The organism is Kiloniellales bacterium (assembly GCA_030066685.1).
GTDB lineage: Bacteria > Pseudomonadota > Alphaproteobacteria > Kiloniellales > JAKSBE01 > JAKSBE01.
In genome coordinates this window covers 77,575-99,080 of record JASJBF010000008.1, presented here as the reverse complement: position 1 = coordinate 99,080, position 21,506 = coordinate 77,575, and the positions used below count along the sequence as shown (strand labels likewise).

Genomic DNA, 21,506 nt, shown 5'->3' with positions numbered 1-21,506 from the left:
AATGGTCGACACGGCAAAAGACGTGGCCGGTGCGGCGGAAGTCACTGGCGAGAGCTCACCGGTACTTGCCCGGTCAGCCGTCAGGCGCGACGGCCTGGATTTCGACCGCCGTAACGCCGACTGGTACATCGACAAGGTCGTTCAGATCCTGGTGTTCATCGGTGGAATCTCGGCCATCATCTTCATCATCGGCATCTTCGTCTTCGTCACCAAGGAGGGCTTCGGCTTCCTTGTCGGCCCCTTCGACTTTGCCGAGTTCTTCGGCTCGCCGAGGTGGAAGCCGACCTCGGAATACAAGACCACCTATGGGATCCTTGCGCTGATCGCCGGGACGGCGAGCGTCACCGGGCTCGCCATGCTCGTGGCGATCCCCTTCTCGCTGGGTGCCGCCATCTACATCGCCGAGTTCGCGACCGGGAAGACCCGGGAGGTCCTGAAGGTGCTGGTCGAGCTGCTGGCGGCGATTCCCTCGGTGGTCTGGGGCTTCATCGGCCTGACCATCATGAACCCGCTGATCATCCAGCTCTTCGACGTGCCGGTCGGCCTGAACGTGCTCAACGCCGGCGTGATCCTCGGGCTGATGGCGGCACCGATCATGACCTCGATCTCGGAGGACGCCCTCAAGGCGGTGCCGGACCGCTACCGCGAGGCCGCCGAAGCCATGGGCGCGAGTCGCTGGCAGGTGATCTTCAAGGTGGTGCTGCCGGCCGCCAAGAACGGCCTGCTGGGCGCCGTCCTGCTGGGCGTGGGACGCGGCTTCGGCGAAACCATGGCCGTGCTGATGGCCAGCGGTCACGCGATCAACCTGCCCGACAGCATCTTCGATTCCGTGCGCGCGCTGACCGCCACCATCGCCGCCGAGCTCGGCGAGACCGCGGTGGGCTCGGACCACTATCAGGCGCTCTTCACGATCGGAATCTTCCTCTTCGTGATCACCTTCCTGATCAATCTGACCGCGGATCTGATCGTCCGCGGCATCAAGAAGGGCTGAGCGCGCAGGGGTAAGGGACGAGGGACCAGTCATGTTCGCAGCAACAGAAATCAACATCCAGAACCGGCGCACGGAGCGGCTGGTTCGCCTCCTCTTCATGATGATGACGATCCTGCTGATCTTCCCGGTCATGATGATCCTGGGCACCCTGATCTATAAGGGCGGGCCCGCCATCTCCTGGGAGTTCCTTTTCGCCGATCCGATCGACGGCATGACCGCCGGCGGGATCTTCCCGGCCCTAGTCGGGACGGTCTGGCTGGTCGCGGTCGCGCTCTTGGTCTCGGTGCCGCTGGGCGTGGCGGCCGCGCTCTATCTCAGCGAGTTCGCGCCGGACAACTGGTTCACCCGGACGATCAACCTGGCGATCATCAACCTCGCCGGCGTGCCCTCGATCGTGCACGCGCTTTTCGGGGTTGGGGCCTTCGTGATCTTCTTCGGCTTCGGCACCAGCATCCTGGCCGCCAGCCTGACCCTGGCGATCATGACCCTGCCATTGATAATCGTGGCGACCCGGGAGTCGCTGCAGGCGGTCCCGCTGGCCTTCCGCGAGGCCTGCTGGAACATGGGCGCGACGCGCTGGCAGACCATCCGCCGCGTCGTGTTGCCGAACGCCGTCAGCGGGATCCTGACTGGGGTGATCCTCGAGGTCTCTCGGACGAGTGGCGAGACGGCGCCGATCATGTTTACCGGCGCCGCCTTCTTCCTGCCCTTCCTGCCGGAGAGTGTCTTCGACCAGACCATGGCGCTCTCCCTGCACCTCTTCGTGGTCTCGACCCAGGTCCCTAACGTCCCGGACCACCTGCCCTACGGCGTCGCCCTGGTGCTGATCGCCATGGTGCTGACCATGAACGCCCTGTCGATCGGCTTCCGCATGTACCTCCGGGGGAAGAAGAAATGGTAGAGACGATCACCGTTCTGGAGCCGGGGCGGGACCGCGCCCCGTCGGCCTCGGCCCTTCCCGAGGACGCCCCGATCAAGCTAGAGGTTCGGGACCTCTCGATCAGCTATCACGGCAAGCCGGCCCTGGTCGGGGTGAACCTCGAGATCCGCGAGAACGAGATCTTCGGCATCATCGGCCCGGCCAACAGCGGCAAGACCTCCTTTCTCAAGTCCTTGAACCGCATGGACGTATTCAACCCCGGCATGCAGGTTTCCGGTGACATCCTGTTCAACGGCCGCAACGTCCGCGCTTGGCGCAACGTCTATGCCCTGCGCAGCCGGATCGGCGTGGTCTTCCCGCTGCCCGTGGGCCTGCCCATGACCGTCTACGACAACGTCGCCCTGGCGCCGCGCCTGGCCGGAGTCTCCGGGAAGGCGGACCTCGACGAGATCGTCGAGCGCTGCCTGACCCGCGCCGCGCTTTGGGACGAGGTCAAGGACCGGCTCCATTCCTTGGGCAGCCTGCTCTCCGGCGGCCAGCAGCAGCGCCTGACCATCGCCCGCGCGCTGTCCCAGGAGCCCGAGCTCTTGATGCTCGACGAGTTCTCGATCGCCGTCGATCCCGTCACCACGATGCGGATCGAGGACGTGCTGAAGGAGCTGCGCCACGAGATGACGATCATCCTGGTGACCAATCTGACCCAGCAGGCACGCCGGCTCGCCGACCGCACCGCCTTCTTCCTGATGGGCAGCTGCGTCGAGATCGGCGACACCGAAAGCCTCTTCACCGGCGATGTCGCCGACCGCCGGACGGCGGACTACATCGCGGGCCGCTTCGGCTAGGTCGGCCGGACCGGAACCGCAGCTCATGGGTTGCTGATCATGAACAAGACCGCGCAGACGACCAACGGCCAGAACGGCCTCGCCATCCGGACCCGGGACCTCAACCTCTGGTACGGCGACTTCCAGGCGCTCTACGACGTTAACCTCGACATCAAGAAGGGGATCATCACCGCGCTGATCGGCCCTTCGGGCTGCGGCAAGACCACCTACCTGCGCAGCGTGAACCGGATCAATGAGCGGCTGGGCTATGTCCGCATCGAGGGCTCGATCGCGGTCCTCGAACACGACATCTACGATCAAGGCGTCGAGCTCGCCCAGGTCCGCAAGCAGGTCGGCATGGTCTTCCAACGGCCCAATCCCTTGCCGATCTCGGTCCGCGACAACGTGCTCTTCGGCTTCGAGCTGCACGCCGAGGGCAAGAAGCGGATGCACCGCAGCGAGAAGGACGAGATCGTGGAACAGGCGCTGCGCCAGGTCCTGCTCTGGGACAACGTCAAGGACCGGCTCGACCGCAAGGCCACGGAGCTTTCGCTGGAGGAGCAGCAGAAGCTCTGCATCGCGCGCTTGCTACCCGTGAAGCCGGAGGTGCTGCTGATGGACGAGCCTTGCTCGGCGCTCGACCCCAAGGGAACGGAAGCCGTCGAGGAGCTGATCTGGGGGCTGCGCGGGCAGTACACGATCCTGATCGTGACCCACAACATGGCCCAGGCCCGGCGCGCCAGCGAAGAGTGCATCTTCATGCTCATGGGCCGGGTCGTGGAGCACACCCCGACCGAGGACATGTTCGTCACGCCTGCCAAGCAGGAGACGGCCGACTACATCGAAGGCCGCTACGGTTGAGCCGCGCTACAGGGCCGGGCCCTACTCCGGCTCGACCCGCAGCTTTTCGATGCTCCGCTCATTGGCCTCGATGACCGTGAAGCGGTAGCCTTCCTCGATGATGAACTCCCCTTCCCGGGGGATGTGCCGCAGGCGCGCCATCACCAGGCCGCCGACGGTGTGGAACTCGGTGGTCGGCAAGCCCGTCCGCAGGATCTCGTTGGCCTCGGCGATCGAAAGCCGTGAGTCCATGACGTAGATGTCTTCCGCGAGCTTCTCGTAGACCCGCTTGCGCTTCGGCAGGTACTCCTCGAAGTCGTAGCCGACGTCGATTTCGCCGACGACCTCCTCGACGATATCCTCCATGGTGATGATGCCAATGCTCGATCCGAACTCGTCGACCACCACGGCCATGTGGTCGTGGCGCTGGTTCAGCATCGGCAGCAGCTGATCGATGGTCTGCAGGGGCGAGACGTAGAGCGCCGGCTGGATGAGCGAGGCCAGGTCCTGCTCGGCCAGATCCCGATCCATCAGGTCCCAGGTCGTCAGGGTGACGAGGCCAACGATGTTGCTGGTGCTGTTTTCGAAGACCGGCAGGCGGTTGTAGCCGTGCCGGCGGACCAGCTCGATCGCGGTCTTGGTGGTCTGCCGCCGGTCGATCACCGTGGCCTCGGCGATGGGAATCATTGTCTGGGCGACCGTGGTCTCGGCGAAGCGGATAACCCGGCGAATGCGCCCGCGTCCGAAGGCGTCCAGCGACACGCCCTGCTCGGCCATGTCGACCACCGTGCGCAGCTGCTCGCGGGTGATGAAGAAGGGCTGATCGATCTTGCCGGCCCCGGCGAGGCGGGCGGCCGTGCGGGCGATGCGCGAGAAAACGAAGACGATCGGATAAAACAGCAATGACGCCCAGCGCAGCGGATAGATGATGACAGGCGTCAGCTCGTCCGACTTCTGCTGGTAGACGCTCTTCGGCACGATCTCCCCGAGGATCAGCAGCAGCGGCGTCAGGACCAGGAAGGCATAGAACTCGCCGCTGCTCCCGAAGAGCTGGATCATCAGCAGCGCGCCGATCGTGGTCAGAACGACGGTGGAGATGTTGGTGCCGACCAGGGTCGTGCTCAGCAGCACGTCGGGGGTCTGGAACAGCCTCAGCGCGAGGCTGGCACCGCGGTCGCCCTGCTTCGCCCGGTGCCGGAGCTTGATCTTGTCCGAGCTGACCAGAGCGATCTCCGAGCCCGAGAAGAAGCCCTTCAGCAGGAGAAAGACGAACATCACCAGAATCGCGAGGACCAGGTCCATGATCTAGCCCCTTTCCCTGTCGTGCGATCCGGGCGGGCCCTTGCCGCCCCGCCGCGCCTTCTTCTTGGCCTTGCCGCCGATCTTGATGGCGGAGAGATCGACGACTTCGGCGCTGGGTCGCGCCGCGTCGGAAGCCGCCTGCTCCGGCCCGGGCTGGCTCGCCCGATCCCCTTCGGCGTTGCCCGCGTCCGGCTCGGCCACCTCGACGTCCTCGTCGTCGCCCTTGTCTTCGGCCTCCTCGTCTTCGCCAGGCGTGCCCTTGGCGATGCGCACGCGGGCCAGGCGGTGGCCGTCCATCTCGAGGACGGTCGCGATCAGGCCGTCCATGACGACCTGGTCGCCGACCTCCGGCAGGCGGTCGAGGTAGCGGAAAACCACGCCGCCGATCGTGGTCATCCGAGGGTCTTCGATGCCGAAGTTGGTGAGGTCGTCGAAGTCGGTGAGCTTCATGTCGCCGGGCACTTCGAAGATGTTCTTGTCGCGCTCTTCGTAGAGGGCCTGCGCCGGGGCCGATTCGGAGACCTCGCCGAAGATGAAGCTGATGATGTCGCGCATGGTGATGAAGCCCTCCATCCCGCCGAACTCGTTGAGGACGGCGGCGGCGCGGGCGTTGTTGGCCTGGAAGAAGTCGAACATCTCGTCGACGTACTTGGTCGGTGGCGCCACGACCGGCGGATGGAGGAGCTGCTCGAGCGTGAGCTTCGAGAGATCGGCGCCGTCCAGGATCAGCCGCAGGACATCCTCGGCGTGGACGAAGCCGACCAGGTTGTCGTGGTGCTCGTGGCAGACCGGCACCCGCGGGTGGCGGAAGCCGCGGAAATGGTCGACCACCTCCAGCACGCTCATGTCGTCCCTGAGGAAATTGACCCGGGTGCGCGGTGTCATGATCTCGACGATCTCGGTCTCGCCGGCCTCCAGGAGGTTGTCGATCAGCACCCTCTCTGTGGCATCGAGTATGCCTTCGTCGGCGACCTCGGCCAGCAGGGTGCGGAACTCGTCGACCTGGAGGATGTTCTCCCGGGCCCGCTCCTCGCCGACGATCCAGGTGGTGATCTTCTCCGCCGCCATCCGGACGACCCGCCGCAGCGGCGTGATCAGCCTGGCCCAGGCGCTGAGCGGCCCGGCGACCAGACCGGCGCTGATCTTGATCGGGTGACTGACCGCGATGGTCTTGGGCGTGACCTCGCCCAGCAGCAGGAGAAGCGGAAACATCACAAGCACGTTGATCCATCCGGCACGATCCTCTCCGTAGAGCACGACGAGGATGCCGGCCAAGTTCGCGGTCGCCGCGATGTTGACCAACTCGTTGCCGCAGAGGATCGAGATGATCAGCCGCCTTGGCTGGTCGAGCAGGGCGTGCAGGGCTTCAGATCGTGGATGCCGATCCCGCCGCAGCTTCTGCAGGTCGAGGCGCGACAGCGAGAACAGAGCCGTCTCCGACCCCGAGAAAAAGGCCGAACAGCACAGCAGGAAGACCTGGAGGATGAGCAGGGCGATGATGCCGGGCTCGGCCAGCAGCGAGGTGTCGAAGGCGAAGAAGAGCCCCACCGCCTCCCAGTACCTCTCGAGCTGATCGAGAGCCCCCTCCATCTGCGTCTCCCTGCGCTCGGGCCCTGCGCGCCGAAGGTGATCGGATACGGTGGTCGGGCGTCAGCCCAAGATTCCAGACTGCATGGCCCTCCGGCTCGGACCTACTCGCGCGCTATACCGCCAGCCAACAGGCACCATCATGACATCAGAAGCCTCGGCCCTCCAGGCCGATCAGGGAGGGCGGACCGGGGCGCATCGCTGAGCGGCCACCGCTCGACCCGATACTCTCTGATGCCCGACCGACCCTTCGACCTGTCGGGTCTCGCAACTCTCCACTGCGATCATAGTTCGGCGGCCACGCCAATAAATTGACCTAGGTCAAGGAAATGTCGGCGCCGACCTGTCTGAGTTCCCAGTCATCGGTCGGAGCAACGGGCCAAGCGGCGTCGAGCAAGATCGTCTGGTTTTCGGGGCGGCAGGCGCTGCGGGGCGGCTCGCAGGGACAAGCAAAGCTCTAGGCCGATAGATCGCAGGCTGCCCGATGCGAGGGCCGTACGGCTAGGTCGCCGTGTCGTGTCTCAAGTCGGGCGGCTGTGCCGTCTGGGTCCTGGGTGGGGAGGCATATCTTGGTCAAGGACGCTTCGCAGGGACAGAAGGGCTCGCCGGTCGGCAGAGGCCCGATTCTGGTCGCCGTCGATTTCTCGAAGGATTCCGAGGCCGCTCTAGTCTGGGCCTGCAAATACGCCGGTCAGGTCGGCGCGGCGGTCCTGGTGTTGCACGTCGTACACGACCCGATCGAGACGCCCGGGTCCTACCGGAGGTCGGAAGCGGATGCGCTCCGCCCGATGGAGGATGTCGCAGCCGAAATGCTGAAACAGTTCATAGAGAAGACGGGCGAGACCCATCCCGAGCTGCGGCTCGATGCCGTTTCGACGCAACTCGTCCGAGGCATCCCCGAGACGAGGATCCTCGAGGTCGCCGAACAAGAGGGCGCAGGGATGATCGTCATGGGGAGCAAGGGCCGCACCGGCTTACCGCACCTCCTGCTCGGTTCGAAGGCCGAACGCGTCGTGCAACGCGCGGCGCTCCCGGTGACGATCGTCAAGGCGGAGGCGGAAGATGGATAAGACAAACGCAAGGTCAGGCCGCCCTATCGGGCTGGCAGTGGCCCTCCGGGGCCGGACCGCGGCGGCGCCGCTCGGGGAGGCGTCGGCGTGGCGGACGGACTGGCGGATCGCCCTGTTCTTCCTGCTCCTGCCGCTCGTCCTCTTCCTCGCCGCGCCGGCCCTCGCCGCCAGTTCCGACAGCAAGGGGATCGACTGGTTCAGGATGGCCATGCAGCTCTTCGGCGGCTTGGCGATTTTCCTCTTCGGCATGGAACAGATGGCCGACGCGCTGAAGCGGGTCGCCGGCAACCGGATGAAGGACATCCTCGGCAAGCTGACCACCAACCGCTTCATGGGCCTTCTGACCGGCACCTTCGTCACCGCCGTGATCCAGTCATCATCGGTGACCACGGTCATGCTGGTCGGCTTCGTCACGGCCGGCCTCATGTCCTTGTCGCAGGCCGTCGGGGTCATCTTTGGCGCAAACATCGGCACCACGATCACGGCACAGATCGTCGCCTTCAAGGTCACCCACTACGCGCTGCTTCTGGTGGCCGTCGGCTTCGTCATGATCTTCACCGGCAAGACCAAGCGAATAAAGCAATACGGCGGTCTCGTCATGGGGCTCGGCCTGATCTTCTTCGGGATGGGGATCATGAGCTCCGGCATGAAGCCGCTGCGCAGCTACGAGCCCTTCATCCAAATCATGCAGGATGTCTCGGCTCCGGCTCTCGGAATCCTAATCGCGGCAGCCTTCACCGGCCTGGTCCAGTCCTCCTCGGCGACCACGGGCGTGGTGATCGCCATGGCCTCGCAGGGCCTGATCACACTCGAAGGCGGCATCGCGCTCATCATGGGGGCCAACATCGGGACCTGCGTTACCGCCGCCCTCGCGGCGATCGGCAAGCCACGCGAAGCGGTGCGGGTGGCGGTCGCCCATGTGACCTTCAACGTCGCCGGCGTCGCCGTCGCGGTCTGGTTCATCCCCTACCTTGCGGACTTCGTACGAGCCTTCTCGCCGGTCGCGGAGGGGGCCGTCGGCATGGACAAGCTCGCCGCGGAGACGCCCCGACAGATCGCCAACGCGCACACGACCTTCAATATCTTCTTCTCGGCGCTGTTCCTGCCCGCCGCAGGCCTGGTCGCCCGTTTCGCTGAATGGGTGGTTCCCGACCGGCCCCTGGAGGCCGTGGCCGTGATCCAGCCCAAGTATCTCGATAAGGAGCTGCTTTCGACACCGCCGCTGGCCCTGGACCGGGCGCGCCGGGAAGTCGGTCGCCTGGGCGATTGTGTTGACGAAATGCTCGATGCCTCACTACCGGCAATGACGGCGGGGACCGAAGAGGATCTCCAGAACCTCGCCAATATGGACAGCGACATCGACACCCTCCACGGTCATATTGTGGAATACCTCGGGCAGATCAGCGTTGGAGAACTGACCAGCGAGGAGTCCGCCGAGGTTATGGAGCTGCTTCAGGTGGCCAATCACCTGGAGCAGATCGGCGATATCATCGAGACCAACTTGGTCACCACGGGACGCCGCCGCATCGAAGAGGGGGTGGTCATCAGCAAGGCGACCATGGAGGTCATCCGCCACTACTTCGACGAGGTGTCGCAGGCCTTCAAGGCCTCGATCCGGTCGGTGCGGGAACAAGACAGCAAGGCCGCCTGGCAGGTCAAACGTATGAAGAAAGATATGGCGGCCCTGGCCGAAGAGACCGCAAGATACGAGCTAAGCCGCTTGGTGGCGGATGAGCCGAACCGGCTACAGACCTTCACGCGCGAGATGGAGATGATCGAGACCCTGAGCCGGATCTACCGGATGAGCCGCAAGATCGCCCGCACCCAGTGGCTGGAAGCAGCCGAAGCGGAGGTTCCACAAGCCGCCGAATAGGCGGTCCGCCGGCGCGGCGCCGGCCGAACGCTCGGCCTCAGGGCGAGCTAGCAGAAGGACACAGGAGACATGGCAGGTCGACCCAGGACAGGCACAGGTGACATCGGCAGTCAGGAGACCGCTTCGACCGTGACGCCCCTGAGGACCGGTGACGGGCGCGTGCGGCGTCGCCTGCCCGGCGTCCCGGCGGAGCCGCCCGCGGCCGCGCCGGCAACCGAGCCCGAGGCCGCGGAGGCCGGAGCTGCCTCGCCCGAGGAAGCCGTGGTCGAGAAAGCGACGCCGGAATCCGCGGCGGCCGAGGCGCCGGTGCCCCGGCCCGCGCCGCCCGCAATGAACCTCCGCGCGCCGGAATTCTACCTCAACCGCGAGCTGACCTGGCTCAGCTTCAACAGCCGGGTGCTGCACGAAGCGCAGGACAAGAGGATTCCCCTGCTTGAGCGGCTCAAGTTCCTGGCGATCGCCAGTTCGAACCTCGACGAGTTCTTCATGAAGCGCATCGGCGGCCTGAAGCAGCAGCTGGCCGCCAACGTCCACCAGCTGACGGTCGACGGCCGGACGCCGCAAGAGCAGATCTCCGAATGCACAGCAGCGGTCAAGGAGCTGCAGCTGCGGATGCGCGAGATCTACCTGGAGCTGGTCAAGTCGCTCGCCCGAAAGGGAATCGTGATCGCCGAGTACGAGGAGCTGTCCGACGAGCAGAAACAAGCCGTCCGCGAGCACTACCTGACGAACATCCTGCCCCTGGTGACACCGCTCGCCATGGACCCGGCGCATCCCTTCCCCTTCATTTCCAACCTGTCGCTCAGCCTTCTGGTCACCCTGCGCTACCGGGACGATGAAGAGCCGATCATGAACCGCATCAAGGTTCCGCTGGGCTCGGGCGTGCCCCGCTTCCTGCGTATCGGGGACTCCCAGCACTACATCCCGCTGGAGGAGGTGATGGCCCACAACCTCGACCTGCTGTTCCCCGAGATGGAGGTCGAGTCCTGCGAGTTCTTCCGGGTCACCCGCAACGCCAACACCGAGCTGGAAGAGGATCAGGCCGAAGACCTCCTGAGCATGATCGAGACGGAACTGCGCTACCGTAAGTTCGCGCCCTTCGTCAGGCTGGAGATCAGCGCCGGGATGGGCGAGCTCCATCGCGGCATGCTGGCCGCCGAGCTGGGCCTCGACGAGGCCGCCGACGTCTTCGAGTCCGACGTCCTCCTGGGTATCCGTGATCTGATGGAGCTGGCCGGCCTGGACTTCCCCGAGCTGCACGATCCGGACCACCGTCCGGTGACCAACGTCAAGCTCCAGGACCGGCGGAGCATCTTCCACCTGATCCGCGAGGCCGGCTCGATTCTCCTGAGCTTCCCCTACGAATCCTTTGCAACCTCGGTGGAGCGTTTCGTCCGGGAAGCGAGCCAGGACCCCAAGGTCCGGGCCATCAAGATGACGCTCTACCGGACCTCGGCCGACACCGAGATCCTGGAGTACCTGATCGAGGCCGCACGCAACGGCAAGCAGGTCGCCGTGGCAGTCGAGCTCAAGGCCCGCTTCGACGAGGCGGCGAACATCCGTTGGGCGAACCGCCTGGAAGAGGCCGGGATCCACGTCACCTATGGCGTCATCGGGCTGAAGACCCATGGCAAGTCGATCCTGGTCGTTCGCCAGGACTATGCCGGCCTGCGCCGCTACGCGCACATCGGGACCGGCAACTACCATGCCGGCACCGCGCGGATCTATTCGGACCTCGGCCTGCTCACCTGCGACGACGATATCGGCCACGACCTGACCGAGCTGTTCAACTACCTGACCAGCGGCTGCAAGCCGTCGCGCCGCTACCGCAAGCTGCTGACCGCGCCGAAGTTCCTGAAGAAGGCGCTGCTGGCCAAGATCGAGCGGGAGATCGAGGTGCACAGCGAGGAGTCCCCCGGGCTGATCCGCTTCAAGACCAACGCGCTCGAGGACGCCCACATCACCGAGGCCCTCTACAAGGCTTCGCGCGCCGGGGTCAAGGTAGAGCTGATCGTTCGCGACAGCTGCCGCCTGCGGCCCGGGTTGCCGGGTCTGTCCGAGAACGTCTCGGTGATCGGCGTGGTCGGCCGCTTCCTGGAGCACGCGCGAATCTACTACTTCCGCAACGGCGGCGAGGAGGAGTACTACATCGGGTCGGCGGACCTGATGCGGCGCAACCTGGAAAGCCGCGTGGAGCTTCTAGCCCCGATCGAAGACCCGGCGCATCGCGAGGATCTTTGCGGGTTCTTCGAGACCCAGCTCGAGGATCAGCGCAACGTCTGGGACATGGCCGCCGACGGTGAGTACGTCCAGCGCCAGCCCTGCGGCCGCGGCCGCGAGAGCAAGGGCTGCCAGGAAGTCATGATCGCCAACGCGGAGAAGCGTCAGGCCTCGGCGACCCGCCTGCGGCGCCGCAAGCCGAGAGCGATCGCCCGGCGCAGCGTCCGCTGAGGCCGCGCTGCCGAGGCCGGGCTGCCCAGCAAGCCGACCGCCCCTCGTAGGGGCCGAGGAACATAGCTCGGATCGAGGGCTCGGGTGCGGACCGACCAGGCCTGACGCATCGGCTTGGCGTCACCGGGTGCAGGATCGAAAGGAGGTGTGCCATGCAGGTTTCGGAGATACTGGCGGCGAAGGGCGACCGGGTGATCTCGATCGCCGCGGCGGCAAGCGTCTGCGACGTCGCGGCCACGCTTCGGCGCGAAGGGATCGGCGCGGCGGTGGTCAAGAGCGAGGGGAAAGACATGGCCGGCATCATCTCTGAGCGGGACATCGTCGCGAGCGTCGCCGAGCACGGCCCGGCGGCGCTCGAAATGCACGCCGCCGACCTGATGAACCGCTCGGTGATCACCTGCACGCCGGAAAGCAGCACGCAGGAGATCATGGAGCAGATGCTGATGGGGCAGATCCGCCACCTGCCCGTCGTCCGTGGAGATGCCTTGGTCGGCATGATCAGCGTCGGCGATGTCGTCAAGGCCGTGCTTTCCGAGCTAAAGTGGATGACCAAGGTCCTCCAGGACCAGGTGGTCACGGCTGCGGCCTGGTCGACCGACGAGGACTGATCGCGCGCCGCGGACAACAAGGGGCCGGAAAGACTCCATGGCCAAGACACTTGTGGTCGAGCCGGGCGAAACCCCGACGAAGATCCCCTTCCTCAGAGGTATCCTGACCCATTCGCTCCAGGAATCCGGGCTGCCCTTCGAGGAGGCCTACGCCCTCGCTTCCGAGGTTCGGGACGAGCTGAGCGAGCGGCCGGAGATCACGACGGTCGAGCTGCGCGAGACCGTCCTGAAGCACATCGCGCGCTTCGGGCCCAGCGTCGTCCAGCGCTACCAGCAGCCGGCCGCGCTGACCGGGACGATCCTGGTGCGCGATGCCGAGGGCCATGCGCGGCAGTTCTCCCGGCAGGAGCACCGGCGGCTTCTCGAATCGAGCGGGCTTTCCTACGAGGAGTCCACGACGGTCACGGCCGCCCTGTTCACCCACATGATGAACAAGGGGCAGTCGGAGATCCAATCACGGCATCTCGGCTTCCTCACCTACCGCTACCTCCGGGTCGCGCTCGGCCGCGAGAAGGCGCGGCGATATCTCGTGCTGGTCAACTTTCGGCGGCGAGAGCAACCGATCGTGCTCATGATCGGCGGAGCCAGCGGCACCGGAAAGAGCGCCATCGCAACGGAGGTCGCACACCGTCTGGACATCGCGCGCACCCAGTCGACCGACCTGCTGCGCGAGGTGATGCGGATGATGATTCCCGAACGCCTTATGCCGGTCCTTCACCGCTCGTCCTACGACGCCTGGCGCGCCTTGTCCGCCAAGCACGGAGACGCCGACGGTCTGCTGATCGACGGCTATCAGGCGCAGGCCGAGCTGCTCTCGGTGCCCTGCGAGGCAGTGATTCGGCGTTCGCTCAACGAAGGGGCCTCGCTCATCCTGGAAGGCGTCCACATTCAGAATTCCCTGGTCGAGAAGGTGCCCTCAGACAGCAGCGCCATCGTGATTCCGATCATGCTGGCGGTGCTCAACCCGCAGCAGCTCCGCCGGCGCTTCATGGGTCGCGGCGAGCAGGTGGACCGGCGCCGGGCCCAACGCTATCTGGACAACTTCGGCTCGATCTGGCGTCTCCAGGCTCACCTCCTGTCGGAGGCCGACCGCGGACATATCCCGATCATCGTCAACCACGACCGGCAGCGGGTCATACAGGATATCATGACGGTGATCGTCAACGCCCTCTTGGAACGGCTGAGCGCTGAGCCTTCGGAAGTCTTCAGATAGAACCCGGCGCTTCTTCGCCGGCCGGCGGGATCAGGCGACGACGCCGAGGCGCCATCGCCGGCCCCGGACTGCCGGCGGCTCGAAGCGCAGCACCAAGCCGCTGGGAACCGTGACCTGGGGGCTGTCGGAGAGCCCGATGTGGCCGCAAAGCACCCGAAAGACTCCCGAGTGAGCCACCACCACGAGCGGCGCCGGCCCGCTGATCGAACGCATGGCGGCGATCACCCGCTTGGCGAAGGCCTCGCGGCCTTCCACTGTGTCGTCACTGGGCTCGCTAGGCCGCAGGTCCTTGTGGAGGCCCTGGTAGGGGCCCCAGTTCCTCTCCATCAGGCCCGGCACCGGAAAGACCGGGACGCCCCTGAGGAGCGACAGGATCGAGGCCGTCTCCCAGGCCCGCTTCAGCGGGCTCGCATGGATCGAGCGAAGCAGGACGCCGTCGAGCGCGTCCGCAGCCTTGACCGCGGACTGGCGGCCCTTGTCGATCAGCCGGGTGTCGTTCTGACCCTGGACGATTCCCCTTTCGGTCTCCCGGGTTTCCCCGTGACGCAGGAAGTAGAAGGGCGTGACGCCAAACTCGAAGCGCGAATCCTCCAAGGCGGGACCCTCTGTCTTCACCGCGCCGGAACGCAGGGCTATCGACTTGAGCAACAACTGCTCCATGACTCGTCTCGTCTCACATCTTCGGCGACGACGGCACTCGACGTCGCACAACCCGCACCGCCGCGCCCGAGCGGGCCGGCTTGCGCTGCCGGGTCGGTCTAGTTCTTGGCCCCCTTGGCCGGTCGCCCCGGGCCGATCGGCTTCCCCTTCCAGCGCACCTGGTAGAGATCCAGGCGGCGTTGCTGGAAGTTCCGCACCGAACCCTGGCTGCGTAGCTCCTTGAGCAAGCCCAGGTCGAGGTCCGCGATCAGGGTCGTCTCGGTGTTCGGCGTGGCCTCGGCCTTGACCGCATCGTGTGGAAAGGCGAAATCCGACGGCGTGAAAATTGCCGACTGGGAGTAATGGATGTCCATGTAGCCCAGGTTCGGGATGTTCCCCATGCTCCCCGTCGCGACGACGTAGCATTCGTTCTCGATGGCGCGCGCCTGGGCGCAGCGCCTGACCCGCAGATAGCCGCTCTTGGTATCCGTCAAGTAGGGCACGAAGAGGATGTGCATCCCCTGCTCGGCGAGAAGCCGGCTGAGCTCCGGGAACTGGGCGTCGTAGCAGACAAGGATCCCGATCCTGCCCTCGTCCGTGTCGAAGAGCTTCAGTTCGTCGCCGCCCTGCAGACCCCATTCAAGCTCCTCGTCCGGGGTCGGATGGAGCTTGTACTGAAAGTCCCAGCTGCCGTCCCGCCGGCAGAGGAAGGAGACGTTGCGGAGTACGTGGTCCTTGTACTCGGGCAGGCTGCCGGCGACGATGTTGATGTTGTACTGCACCGCCAGGTCCGAGATATAGGCGCGGATCCGCTCGGTGTAGGTGGAGAGCGAGCGGATCGCCTCGGCGTCGCTCTTGACGTGGGGATAGAACTGCGACATCAGCGAGGCGTTGAAATACTCTGGCAGGACGGCGAAGTCGCATTGATACGCGGCGACCACGTCGATGTAGTACCGGAGGTGCGAGCGGAAGACGTCGAAGGTCGCCGCCGGCCGCATCTGCCACTGCACCGCCGCCACCCGGACGATCCGCTTCGGCTCCCCCAGAAGCCTTTTGCGCTCCTCAAAGTCGATGTTGAACCACTGCGAAATCACCGCGTAACCGTGGGATTCCTCGTCCTCGGGCAGATAGCCGGTGATGACCCGCCGGACGTGGAAGTCGTTGCTCAGCTGAAAGGTCAGCACCGGGTCGTAGATCTCGCGCTTCCTGACCTCGTCGATGTACTCCTGCGGGGTCATCCTGTCGCTGTAGCTGTCGTAACCCGGGATGCGTCCGCCGAAGACGATCCGCCGCAGGTTCAGCTTGCGGCAAAGCTCCTTGCGGGCATCGTAGAGACGACGGCCCAAGCGGAGGCCGCGGTAGTCCGGGTGGACGAAGACGTCGACGCCGTAGAGCGTGTCGCCGGTCGGGTCGTGGGTGGTCAGATGGCCGTTGCCGGTGATTTCCCGATGGGTGTGAAAGTCGCCGAACTTCTTGTAGTCGACGACGACACTGATCACCGCGGCGATGACCCTGCCCTTGTCCTCGAGACAGATCTGGCCCTCCGGGAAGTGGGCGAGCTGCGACTCAAACTGCGCCCGCGACCAAGCGCCGCCCGCGTGGCCGTAGACCAGGTCCATGATCTCCTTCAGGGCCGGATAGTCGGACAGCCGAGTGTTGCGCAGCCGGAGCCGGTGATGCAGCTCGGCATCGTCGCGCTGGCCCCCGTCCTTTTCGGGCGCGTCGCCCCGGCGCTGCTTGCTTTTGGCTGCGGCAAGCGGCCCCGCCGCCTGCGGCTTTGCCGATCCGGCCTTGCGGTGCTTGGATTTCACCTGCACAGCACTCCGTCCCCTTCGGCTCGCCGGTCGTTTCTCATGAAACGATCATTCACGATTGACGAGAGAAATCATTGATCTTGATCAAAAAACAGGCGCGATAGCCCGTCGCGGCGGTCCGCACGATGGCGCACGGCCTGACATCGTTCGGCCCGATTGATCAGGATCAAAGAGGGGCCGCCCCGCCTCGCGCTAGGTATGGCGCTCGGGAGGCGAAAAAATGTTCGAGATCCGCATTCACGGCCGCGGCGGCCAGGGCGTCGTCACCGGCGCCGAGCTGCTTTCGGTTGCCGCCTTCGACGAAGGCAAGCACGCCCAGGCCTTCCCCAGCTTCGGCTCGGAGCGCATGGGCGCACCCGTGGTCTCCTTCTGCCGGGTCGACGACCAGGAGATCCGGCTGCGCGAGCCAATCCTGGAGCCCGACGCCCTGATCATCCAGGACCCGACCCTGCTGCATTCGGTCGACGTCTTCTCGGGCCTGAAGCCGGAGGGCTACATCCTGATCAACTCGACTCGCAGCTTCGAGGAGCTGGGAATCGCCGACTTCGTCGCCGGCTTCCCGCCGCACCACGTCTGCGACCTCGGGGCGACCGAGCTGGCGCTGCACCACGTCGGCCGGCCGGTGCCCAACGCCGCCCTGCTGGGCGGCTTCGCCGCGATCACCGGGCTCCTGGCCTTCGAGTCGGTCGAGAAGGCGATCCGCGACAAGTTTCCGCGCGCCATCGCCGAGGCGAACGTCGCCGCCGCCCGCGACGCCTACGAGATCGCCAAGGCGGCCTGAGGGCTGTCGAGAGGGGAGGACGAAACCCATGCTGAAGCAGATCGAAGGCTCCCAGGCGGTGGCAGAGGCGGTCGCGCTCTGCCGACCGCAAGTCGTCTGCGCCTACCCGATCACGCCGCAGACCCACATCGTCGAGGGCGTCGGCGCCCTGGTAAAATCAGGCCAGCTGGAGAACTGCGAGTTCATCAACGTCGAGTCCGAGTTCGCCGCGCTCTCGGTGGCGATCGGCGCCTCGGCGGTCGGCGCCCGGGCCTATACGGCGACCGCCAGCCAGGGCCTGCTCTACATGGCCGAGGCCGTCTACAACGCCGCCGGTCTGGGCCTGCCCATCGTCATGACCGTCGGCAACCGGGCAATCGGGGCGCCGATCAACATCTGGAACGACCACAGCGATTCCATGGCGATGAAGGACGCCGGCTGGATCCAGCTCCACGCCGAGACCAACCAGGAGGCGGCCGACCTCCACATCCAGGCCTTCAAGCTGGCCGAGTCGCTGAGCTGTCCGGTCATGGTCTGCATGGACGGCTTCATCCTGACCCACGCCTACGAGCGGGTCGACATCCCGACCCAGGAACAGGTCGACGCCTTCCTGCCGGCCTTCGAGCCGGTCCAGCAGGTCGACCCCGCCAAGCCCTACTCGATCGGCGCCATGGTCGGGCCGGAGGCCTTTTCCGAGGTCCGCTACCTCGCGCACCAGAAGCAGATGGAAGCGCTGGAGCGGATCCCGCCGATCGCCGCCGAGTTCGCCGAGGTCTTCGGCCGGGAGTCGGGCGGCCTGCTGCGGACCTATCGGAGCAAGGGCGCGGAGACCGTGGTCGTCGCCCTCGGGTCGATCAACGGCACGATCAAGGATGTGGTCGACGCCCAGCGCGAGGCCGGCGCCAGCATCGGCAGTGTCTGTATCTCGTCCTTCCGGCCTTTCCCCCTGGCCGAGCTGCGCGAGGCTCTGGAGGGGGCCCGGCGGGTGGTCTGCCTGGAGAAGAGCCTGGCGCCGGGTCTCGGCGGAGTGCTTGCCTCCAACGTCCGCATGGCCCTGCGCGGCCATGCGCTGCCGGTCTACACCGTGATCGCCGGCCTCGGCGGCCGGGTCATCACGCGCAAGTCCCTGGCCGAGCTCTTCGAGCGGGCGGCCCGCGACAGCCTCGAGGACGTCACCTTCCTAGACCTCAACTGGGAGGTGGTGCACGAGCAGCTGTCCCGGGCCCGCGACGTTCGCCACTCCGGCCCGATCGCCGAGAACCTGCTCAAGGCCCTGAACCCGGGCCTGGTGCGGCGCGTGTCCTGACGAAAGGAACCCAGGCCATGACAGACGGAGATGCGCTTCAGAAGGTCAAGTTCTACCAGACCGGCACGCACACCGTGGGTAACCGACTGATGGACGAAGAGGCCCGCAGCGTGCAGGCCTCGACCGAGCGCTCCAACGCCATCACCTCGGGCCACCGGGCCTGCCAGGGCTGCGGCGAGGCCCTGGGCGCCCGCTATGCCCTCGACGCCGCGATGCGCGCCGCCGAGGGCAAGCTGGTCGCGGTCAACGCCACCGGCTGCCTGGAGGTCTTCACCACCCCCTATCCCGAGACCTCCTGGCAGATCCCCTGGCTGCACTCGCTCTTCGGCAACGCGCCGGCGGTGGCCGCCGGGGTTGCCGCCGGCCTGCGCCGCCTAGGCCGCGACGACGTCAAGGTGGTCGCCCAGGGCGGCGACGGCGGCACGGTCGACATCGGCTTCGGCTGCCTCTCGGGCATGTTCGAGCGCAACGACGACGTGCTCTATATCTGCTACGACAACGAGGCCTACATGAACACCGGCGTGCAGCGCTCCTCGGCGACGCCGCCGACCGCCCGGACCGCGACCACCCCCGCGGTCGGCGAGGCGCCGGGCAACGTCTTCGGGACCGGCAAGAACCTGCCGCAGATCGCCATGGCCCACAACATCCCCTACGTCGCCACCGCCACGGTCGCCGACCTGCACGACCTGGAGGCCAAGGTGACAAAGGCCATGGCCATGAGCGGATCGCGCTACATCCACATCATGGTGCCCTGCCCGCTGGGCTGGGGCTCCCAAGCGGCGGACACCATCAAGGTCGCGCGCCTGGCGGTCGAGAGTGGGCTCTTCCCGCTCTTCGAGGCGGAGCACGGCCAGGTCACCGCGGTCAAGAAGATCCGCCGCAAGGCCCCGGTCGAGGATTACCTGCGCCTGCAGCGCCGCTTCGCGCATCTCTTCAAGAAGGGCGCCGAGGACCGGGACCGCATCGCCGCGATCCAGAGGATGGCCGACGCCAACGTGGACAGGTACGGGCTTCTGCCGGAGGAGGCGCAGGCATGACGGATGCGACCAAGACCGACAACGGGCTGCCCTTCGCGATCACCCTGGATCCTGGCACCAGCTTGGCCAACCAGACCGGTACCTGGCGTAACGAACGGCCGGTCTACCTTGACCGCCTGCCGCCCTGCAACAACGCCTGCCCGGCCGGCGAGAACATCCAGAAGTGGCTGTACCACGCCGAGGAGGGCGACTATGCCGCGGCCTGGCAGAGCCTGCTCGAGGACAATCCGCTGCCCGCCGTGATGGGCCGGGTCTGCTATCACCCCTGCGAGGATGCCTGCAACCGCGGCCAGCTCGACTCCGCCGTCAGCATCCATGCGGTCGAGCGCTTCCTCGGCGATTTCGCCATCGAGAAGGGGCTCGCGCCCAGCTTCGAGGCCGAGCCCAGCGGCAAGCGGGTGCTGATCGTGGGTGCCGGCCCCAGCGGCCTTTCCGCCGCCTACCACCTGACCCGGCTCGGCCACGGTGTGACAATCCGCGAGGCCGGGCCCATGGCGGGCGGGATGATGCGCTTCGGTATTCCGAAGTACCGCCTGCCGCGCGACGTCCTGGACGCCGAGATCCGGCGCATCGTCGACATGGGCGTGACCCTGGAGCTGAACGCCAAGGTCGAGAACATCGAGGCCGCCTTCCGGGACGACGGCTTCGATGCGGTCTTCGTCGCCGTCGGCGCGCACCTTGCCAAGCGCACCGAGATCCCGGCCCATGCCGCCGGCAAGATCCTCGACGCGGTCTCGGTGCTGCGCGAGATGGAGACCGGCGCCGAGCCGCCGCAGCTGGGCCGCCGCGTCGTCGTCTACGGCGGCGGCAACACGGCCATGGACGTGGCCCGTACGGCCAAGCGCCTGGGCGTCGACGAGGCCATGATCGTCTACCGCCGCTCGCGCAAGGAAATGCCGGCCCACGACTTCGAGGCCCGGGAGGCCGAGGAGGAAGGGGTCATGATCCACTGGCTGCGGACGATCAAGCAGATCGACGAGACCACCTTCACGGTCGAGAAGATGGTCATCGACGAGAACGGCCGCCCGCAGCCGACCGGCGAGTTCGAGACCCTGGAGGCCGACACCTTGATCCTGGCCCTGGGCCAGGACGTCGACACCAGCTTCCTCGAAGCGGTCCCTGGTGTCGAGGTCGCGCGCGACGGCGTGGTCCGGGTCGACCCGCAGATGATGACCGGGCGCGAAGGCCTTTTCGCCGGCGGCGACATGGTGCCCTCGGAACGGACGGTCACCGTCGCAGTCGGCCATGGCAAGAAGGCGGCGCGCAACATCGATGCCTGGCTCAGGGGCGCGCGCTACGAGAAGCCGCCCAAGCACGAGCTCGCCAGCTTCGACCTGCTGAACACCTGGTACTACGACGATGCGCCGCAGCGGGTCCAGGGCCAGCTCGACCTGGTGCGCCGGCAGAGCAGCTTCGAGGAGGTGCTGCAAGGCCTCAACGAGGAGAACGCCCTCTTCGAGGCGCGGCGCTGCCTGTCCTGCGGCAACTGCTTCGAGTGCGACAACTGCTACGGCATCTGCCCGGACAACGCGGTGATCAAGCTGGGACCCGGCGCACGCTTCCGCTTCAACTACGACTACTGCAAGGGTTGCGGGATGTGCGCCGCGGAGTGCCCCTGCGGGGCGATCAGGATGGAGCCGGAGACGGTCTAGATCAAACTGCGCTCAATTGGAATCAATTGAGCGCAGATAATTTGATCTATTTCATATAGATAGAGCAGCTTATCTGCGTTCGAATGAACGCAGGCTGCTCTAGCGGGGTCGGCACCGGCCAGCGCTGCGCCGGGGTGGAGCGGCCGAGAGTACAAGGAGCGCCGAATGAATGTGAAGATCGCCGATCTCATGGCCAAGCGGGTGATCACCGCCCAACCTCACCAAAGTGTCGACCACGTTCGGGGCATTCTGGAGCGCAACCGGATTCACGCGATCCCGATCGTCGGGCCGGACGGCGAGGCGAAGGGAATCGTCTCCACCGCCGACCTGGCGCGAAAGCTGAAGGGCGAAACCCCGGTCAAGCGGATCATGTCCGACCGGGTCCACTGCCTGCCGGCCTACAACGACGTCAGCATGGCCGCGAAGATCATGCGCAAGCACCGGATCCACCACGTCGTCGTGACCCACGAGAAGAAGATCGTCGGGATCGTCAGCTCCTTCGACCTGCTAAAGCTGCTCGAGGACCATCGCTTCACGGCCAAGAACGCGCCGAGCCCCCAGAAGAAGAAGGGGCGGCTGGTCCAGATGTAGGCCCTCCCCTGAGCGGACAACGGACGCGGGTTGAAATCCGATCGCGCCGCGCCACCGAAAACGGTTTCGGA

The 21,506-nt window shown here is 66.1% G+C and carries 18 protein-coding genes; 14 read left to right on the top strand and 4 right to left on the bottom strand.

What is annotated here, in order from left to right; translation table 11 throughout:
• The first annotated feature begins 1 nt into the window (after position 1).
• Genes pstC through QNJ30_07370 form a run of 4 tightly spaced genes read left to right on the top strand, consistent with a single transcriptional unit; the run spans position 2 to position 3,553 of the window.
• Positions 2 to 991, top strand: a complete 990-nt coding sequence (gene pstC / locus QNJ30_07385; protein ID MDJ0943269.1) for a phosphate ABC transporter permease subunit PstC — start codon at positions 2 to 4, stop codon at positions 989 to 991.
• Between the two features lie 31 nt (positions 992 to 1,022).
• The gene (gene pstA, locus QNJ30_07380; GenBank protein ID MDJ0943268.1) at positions 1,023 to 1,892 is read left to right on the top strand and encodes a phosphate ABC transporter permease PstA; all 870 of its coding nucleotides are present in this window, start codon (positions 1,023 to 1,025) and stop codon (positions 1,890 to 1,892) included.
• The gene (locus tag QNJ30_07375; protein ID MDJ0943267.1) at positions 1,886 to 2,713 is read left to right on the top strand and encodes a phosphate ABC transporter ATP-binding protein; all 828 of its coding nucleotides are present in this window, start codon (positions 1,886 to 1,888) and stop codon (positions 2,711 to 2,713) included. The genes pstA and QNJ30_07375 overlap by 7 nt, the downstream gene beginning before the upstream one ends.
• A gap of 39 nt (positions 2,714 to 2,752) precedes the next feature.
• Positions 2,753 to 3,553 (top strand): phosphate ABC transporter ATP-binding protein, encoded by an 801-nt coding sequence (locus tag QNJ30_07370; protein MDJ0943266.1) that lies wholly within the window; start codon positions 2,753 to 2,755, stop codon positions 3,551 to 3,553.
• A 21-nt stretch (positions 3,554 to 3,574) separates the two neighbouring features.
• On the opposite strand, the gene QNJ30_07365 is transcribed toward QNJ30_07370, so the two are convergent.
• Positions 3,575 to 4,834 carry a hemolysin family protein gene (locus QNJ30_07365; protein MDJ0943265.1) on the bottom strand — a complete coding sequence of 420 codons (1,260 nt, stop codon included), beginning with the start codon at positions 4,832 to 4,834 and terminating at the stop codon, positions 3,575 to 3,577.
• Between the two features lie 3 nt (positions 4,835 to 4,837).
• Positions 4,838 to 6,424 carry a CNNM domain-containing protein gene (locus QNJ30_07360; protein ID MDJ0943264.1) on the bottom strand — a complete coding sequence of 529 codons (1,587 nt, stop codon included), beginning with the start codon at positions 6,422 to 6,424 and terminating at the stop codon, positions 4,838 to 4,840.
• A gap of 566 nt (positions 6,425 to 6,990) precedes the next feature.
• Here QNJ30_07360 and QNJ30_07355 point away from each other — a divergent pair.
• From QNJ30_07355 to QNJ30_07335, 5 genes are all read left to right on the top strand, one after another.
• Positions 6,991 to 7,491, top strand: coding sequence for a universal stress protein (locus QNJ30_07355; protein MDJ0943263.1), 501 nt, complete (start codon positions 6,991 to 6,993; stop codon positions 7,489 to 7,491).
• Positions 7,484 to 9,364 (top strand): Na/Pi cotransporter family protein, encoded by a 1,881-nt coding sequence (locus QNJ30_07350; GenBank protein ID MDJ0943262.1) that lies wholly within the window; start codon positions 7,484 to 7,486, stop codon positions 9,362 to 9,364. Before QNJ30_07355 ends, QNJ30_07350 begins: the two co-directional genes overlap by 8 nt.
• Positions 9,365 to 9,493: 129 nt before the next feature.
• Complete coding sequence (ppk1, locus tag QNJ30_07345; protein MDJ0943261.1) at positions 9,494 to 11,815, top strand: polyphosphate kinase 1; 2,322 nt, start codon at positions 9,494 to 9,496, stop codon at positions 11,813 to 11,815.
• A gap of 152 nt (positions 11,816 to 11,967) precedes the next feature.
• On the top strand, positions 11,968 to 12,423 hold the full coding sequence (locus QNJ30_07340) for a CBS domain-containing protein (protein MDJ0943260.1): 456 nt from the start codon (positions 11,968 to 11,970) through the stop codon (positions 12,421 to 12,423).
• A 37-nt stretch (positions 12,424 to 12,460) separates the two neighbouring features.
• The gene (locus tag QNJ30_07335; protein ID MDJ0943259.1) at positions 12,461 to 13,636 is read left to right on the top strand and encodes a hypothetical protein; all 1,176 of its coding nucleotides are present in this window, start codon (positions 12,461 to 12,463) and stop codon (positions 13,634 to 13,636) included.
• Between the two features lie 30 nt (positions 13,637 to 13,666).
• Here the strand turns inward: QNJ30_07335 and QNJ30_07330 are convergent, their stop codons facing one another.
• Both QNJ30_07330 and QNJ30_07325 read right to left on the bottom strand, forming a co-directional pair.
• The gene (locus QNJ30_07330; protein MDJ0943258.1) at positions 13,667 to 14,296 is read right to left on the bottom strand and encodes a histidine phosphatase family protein; all 630 of its coding nucleotides are present in this window, start codon (positions 14,294 to 14,296) and stop codon (positions 13,667 to 13,669) included.
• 98 nt (positions 14,297 to 14,394) lie between these two features.
• Positions 14,395 to 16,086 (bottom strand): GNAT family N-acetyltransferase, encoded by a 1,692-nt coding sequence (locus QNJ30_07325; GenBank protein ID MDJ0943257.1) that lies wholly within the window; start codon positions 16,084 to 16,086, stop codon positions 14,395 to 14,397.
• A 223-nt stretch (positions 16,087 to 16,309) separates the two neighbouring features.
• On the opposite strand from QNJ30_07325, the gene QNJ30_07320 reads away from it, so the two are divergent.
• The 5 genes from QNJ30_07320 to QNJ30_07300 all read left to right on the top strand — a co-directional run bounded on the left by QNJ30_07320 (position 16,310) and on the right by QNJ30_07300 (position 21,435).
• Positions 16,310 to 16,870 carry a 2-oxoacid:acceptor oxidoreductase family protein gene (locus QNJ30_07320; protein ID MDJ0943256.1) on the top strand — a complete coding sequence of 187 codons (561 nt, stop codon included), beginning with the start codon at positions 16,310 to 16,312 and terminating at the stop codon, positions 16,868 to 16,870.
• A gap of 28 nt (positions 16,871 to 16,898) precedes the next feature.
• The gene (locus tag QNJ30_07315) at positions 16,899 to 18,155 is read left to right on the top strand and encodes a hypothetical protein (GenBank protein MDJ0943255.1); all 1,257 of its coding nucleotides are present in this window, start codon (positions 16,899 to 16,901) and stop codon (positions 18,153 to 18,155) included.
• 17 nt (positions 18,156 to 18,172) lie between these two features.
• On the top strand, positions 18,173 to 19,192 hold the full coding sequence (locus QNJ30_07310) for a thiamine pyrophosphate-dependent enzyme (protein MDJ0943254.1): 1,020 nt from the start codon (positions 18,173 to 18,175) through the stop codon (positions 19,190 to 19,192).
• The gene (locus tag QNJ30_07305; GenBank protein ID MDJ0943253.1) at positions 19,189 to 20,844 is read left to right on the top strand and encodes an NAD(P)-binding protein; all 1,656 of its coding nucleotides are present in this window, start codon (positions 19,189 to 19,191) and stop codon (positions 20,842 to 20,844) included. Before QNJ30_07310 ends, QNJ30_07305 begins: the two co-directional genes overlap by 4 nt.
• A 165-nt stretch (positions 20,845 to 21,009) precedes the next feature.
• Positions 21,010 to 21,435 carry a CBS domain-containing protein gene (locus QNJ30_07300; GenBank protein ID MDJ0943252.1) on the top strand — a complete coding sequence of 142 codons (426 nt, stop codon included), beginning with the start codon at positions 21,010 to 21,012 and terminating at the stop codon, positions 21,433 to 21,435.
• The last annotated feature ends 71 nt before the right edge of the window (positions 21,436 to 21,506 follow it).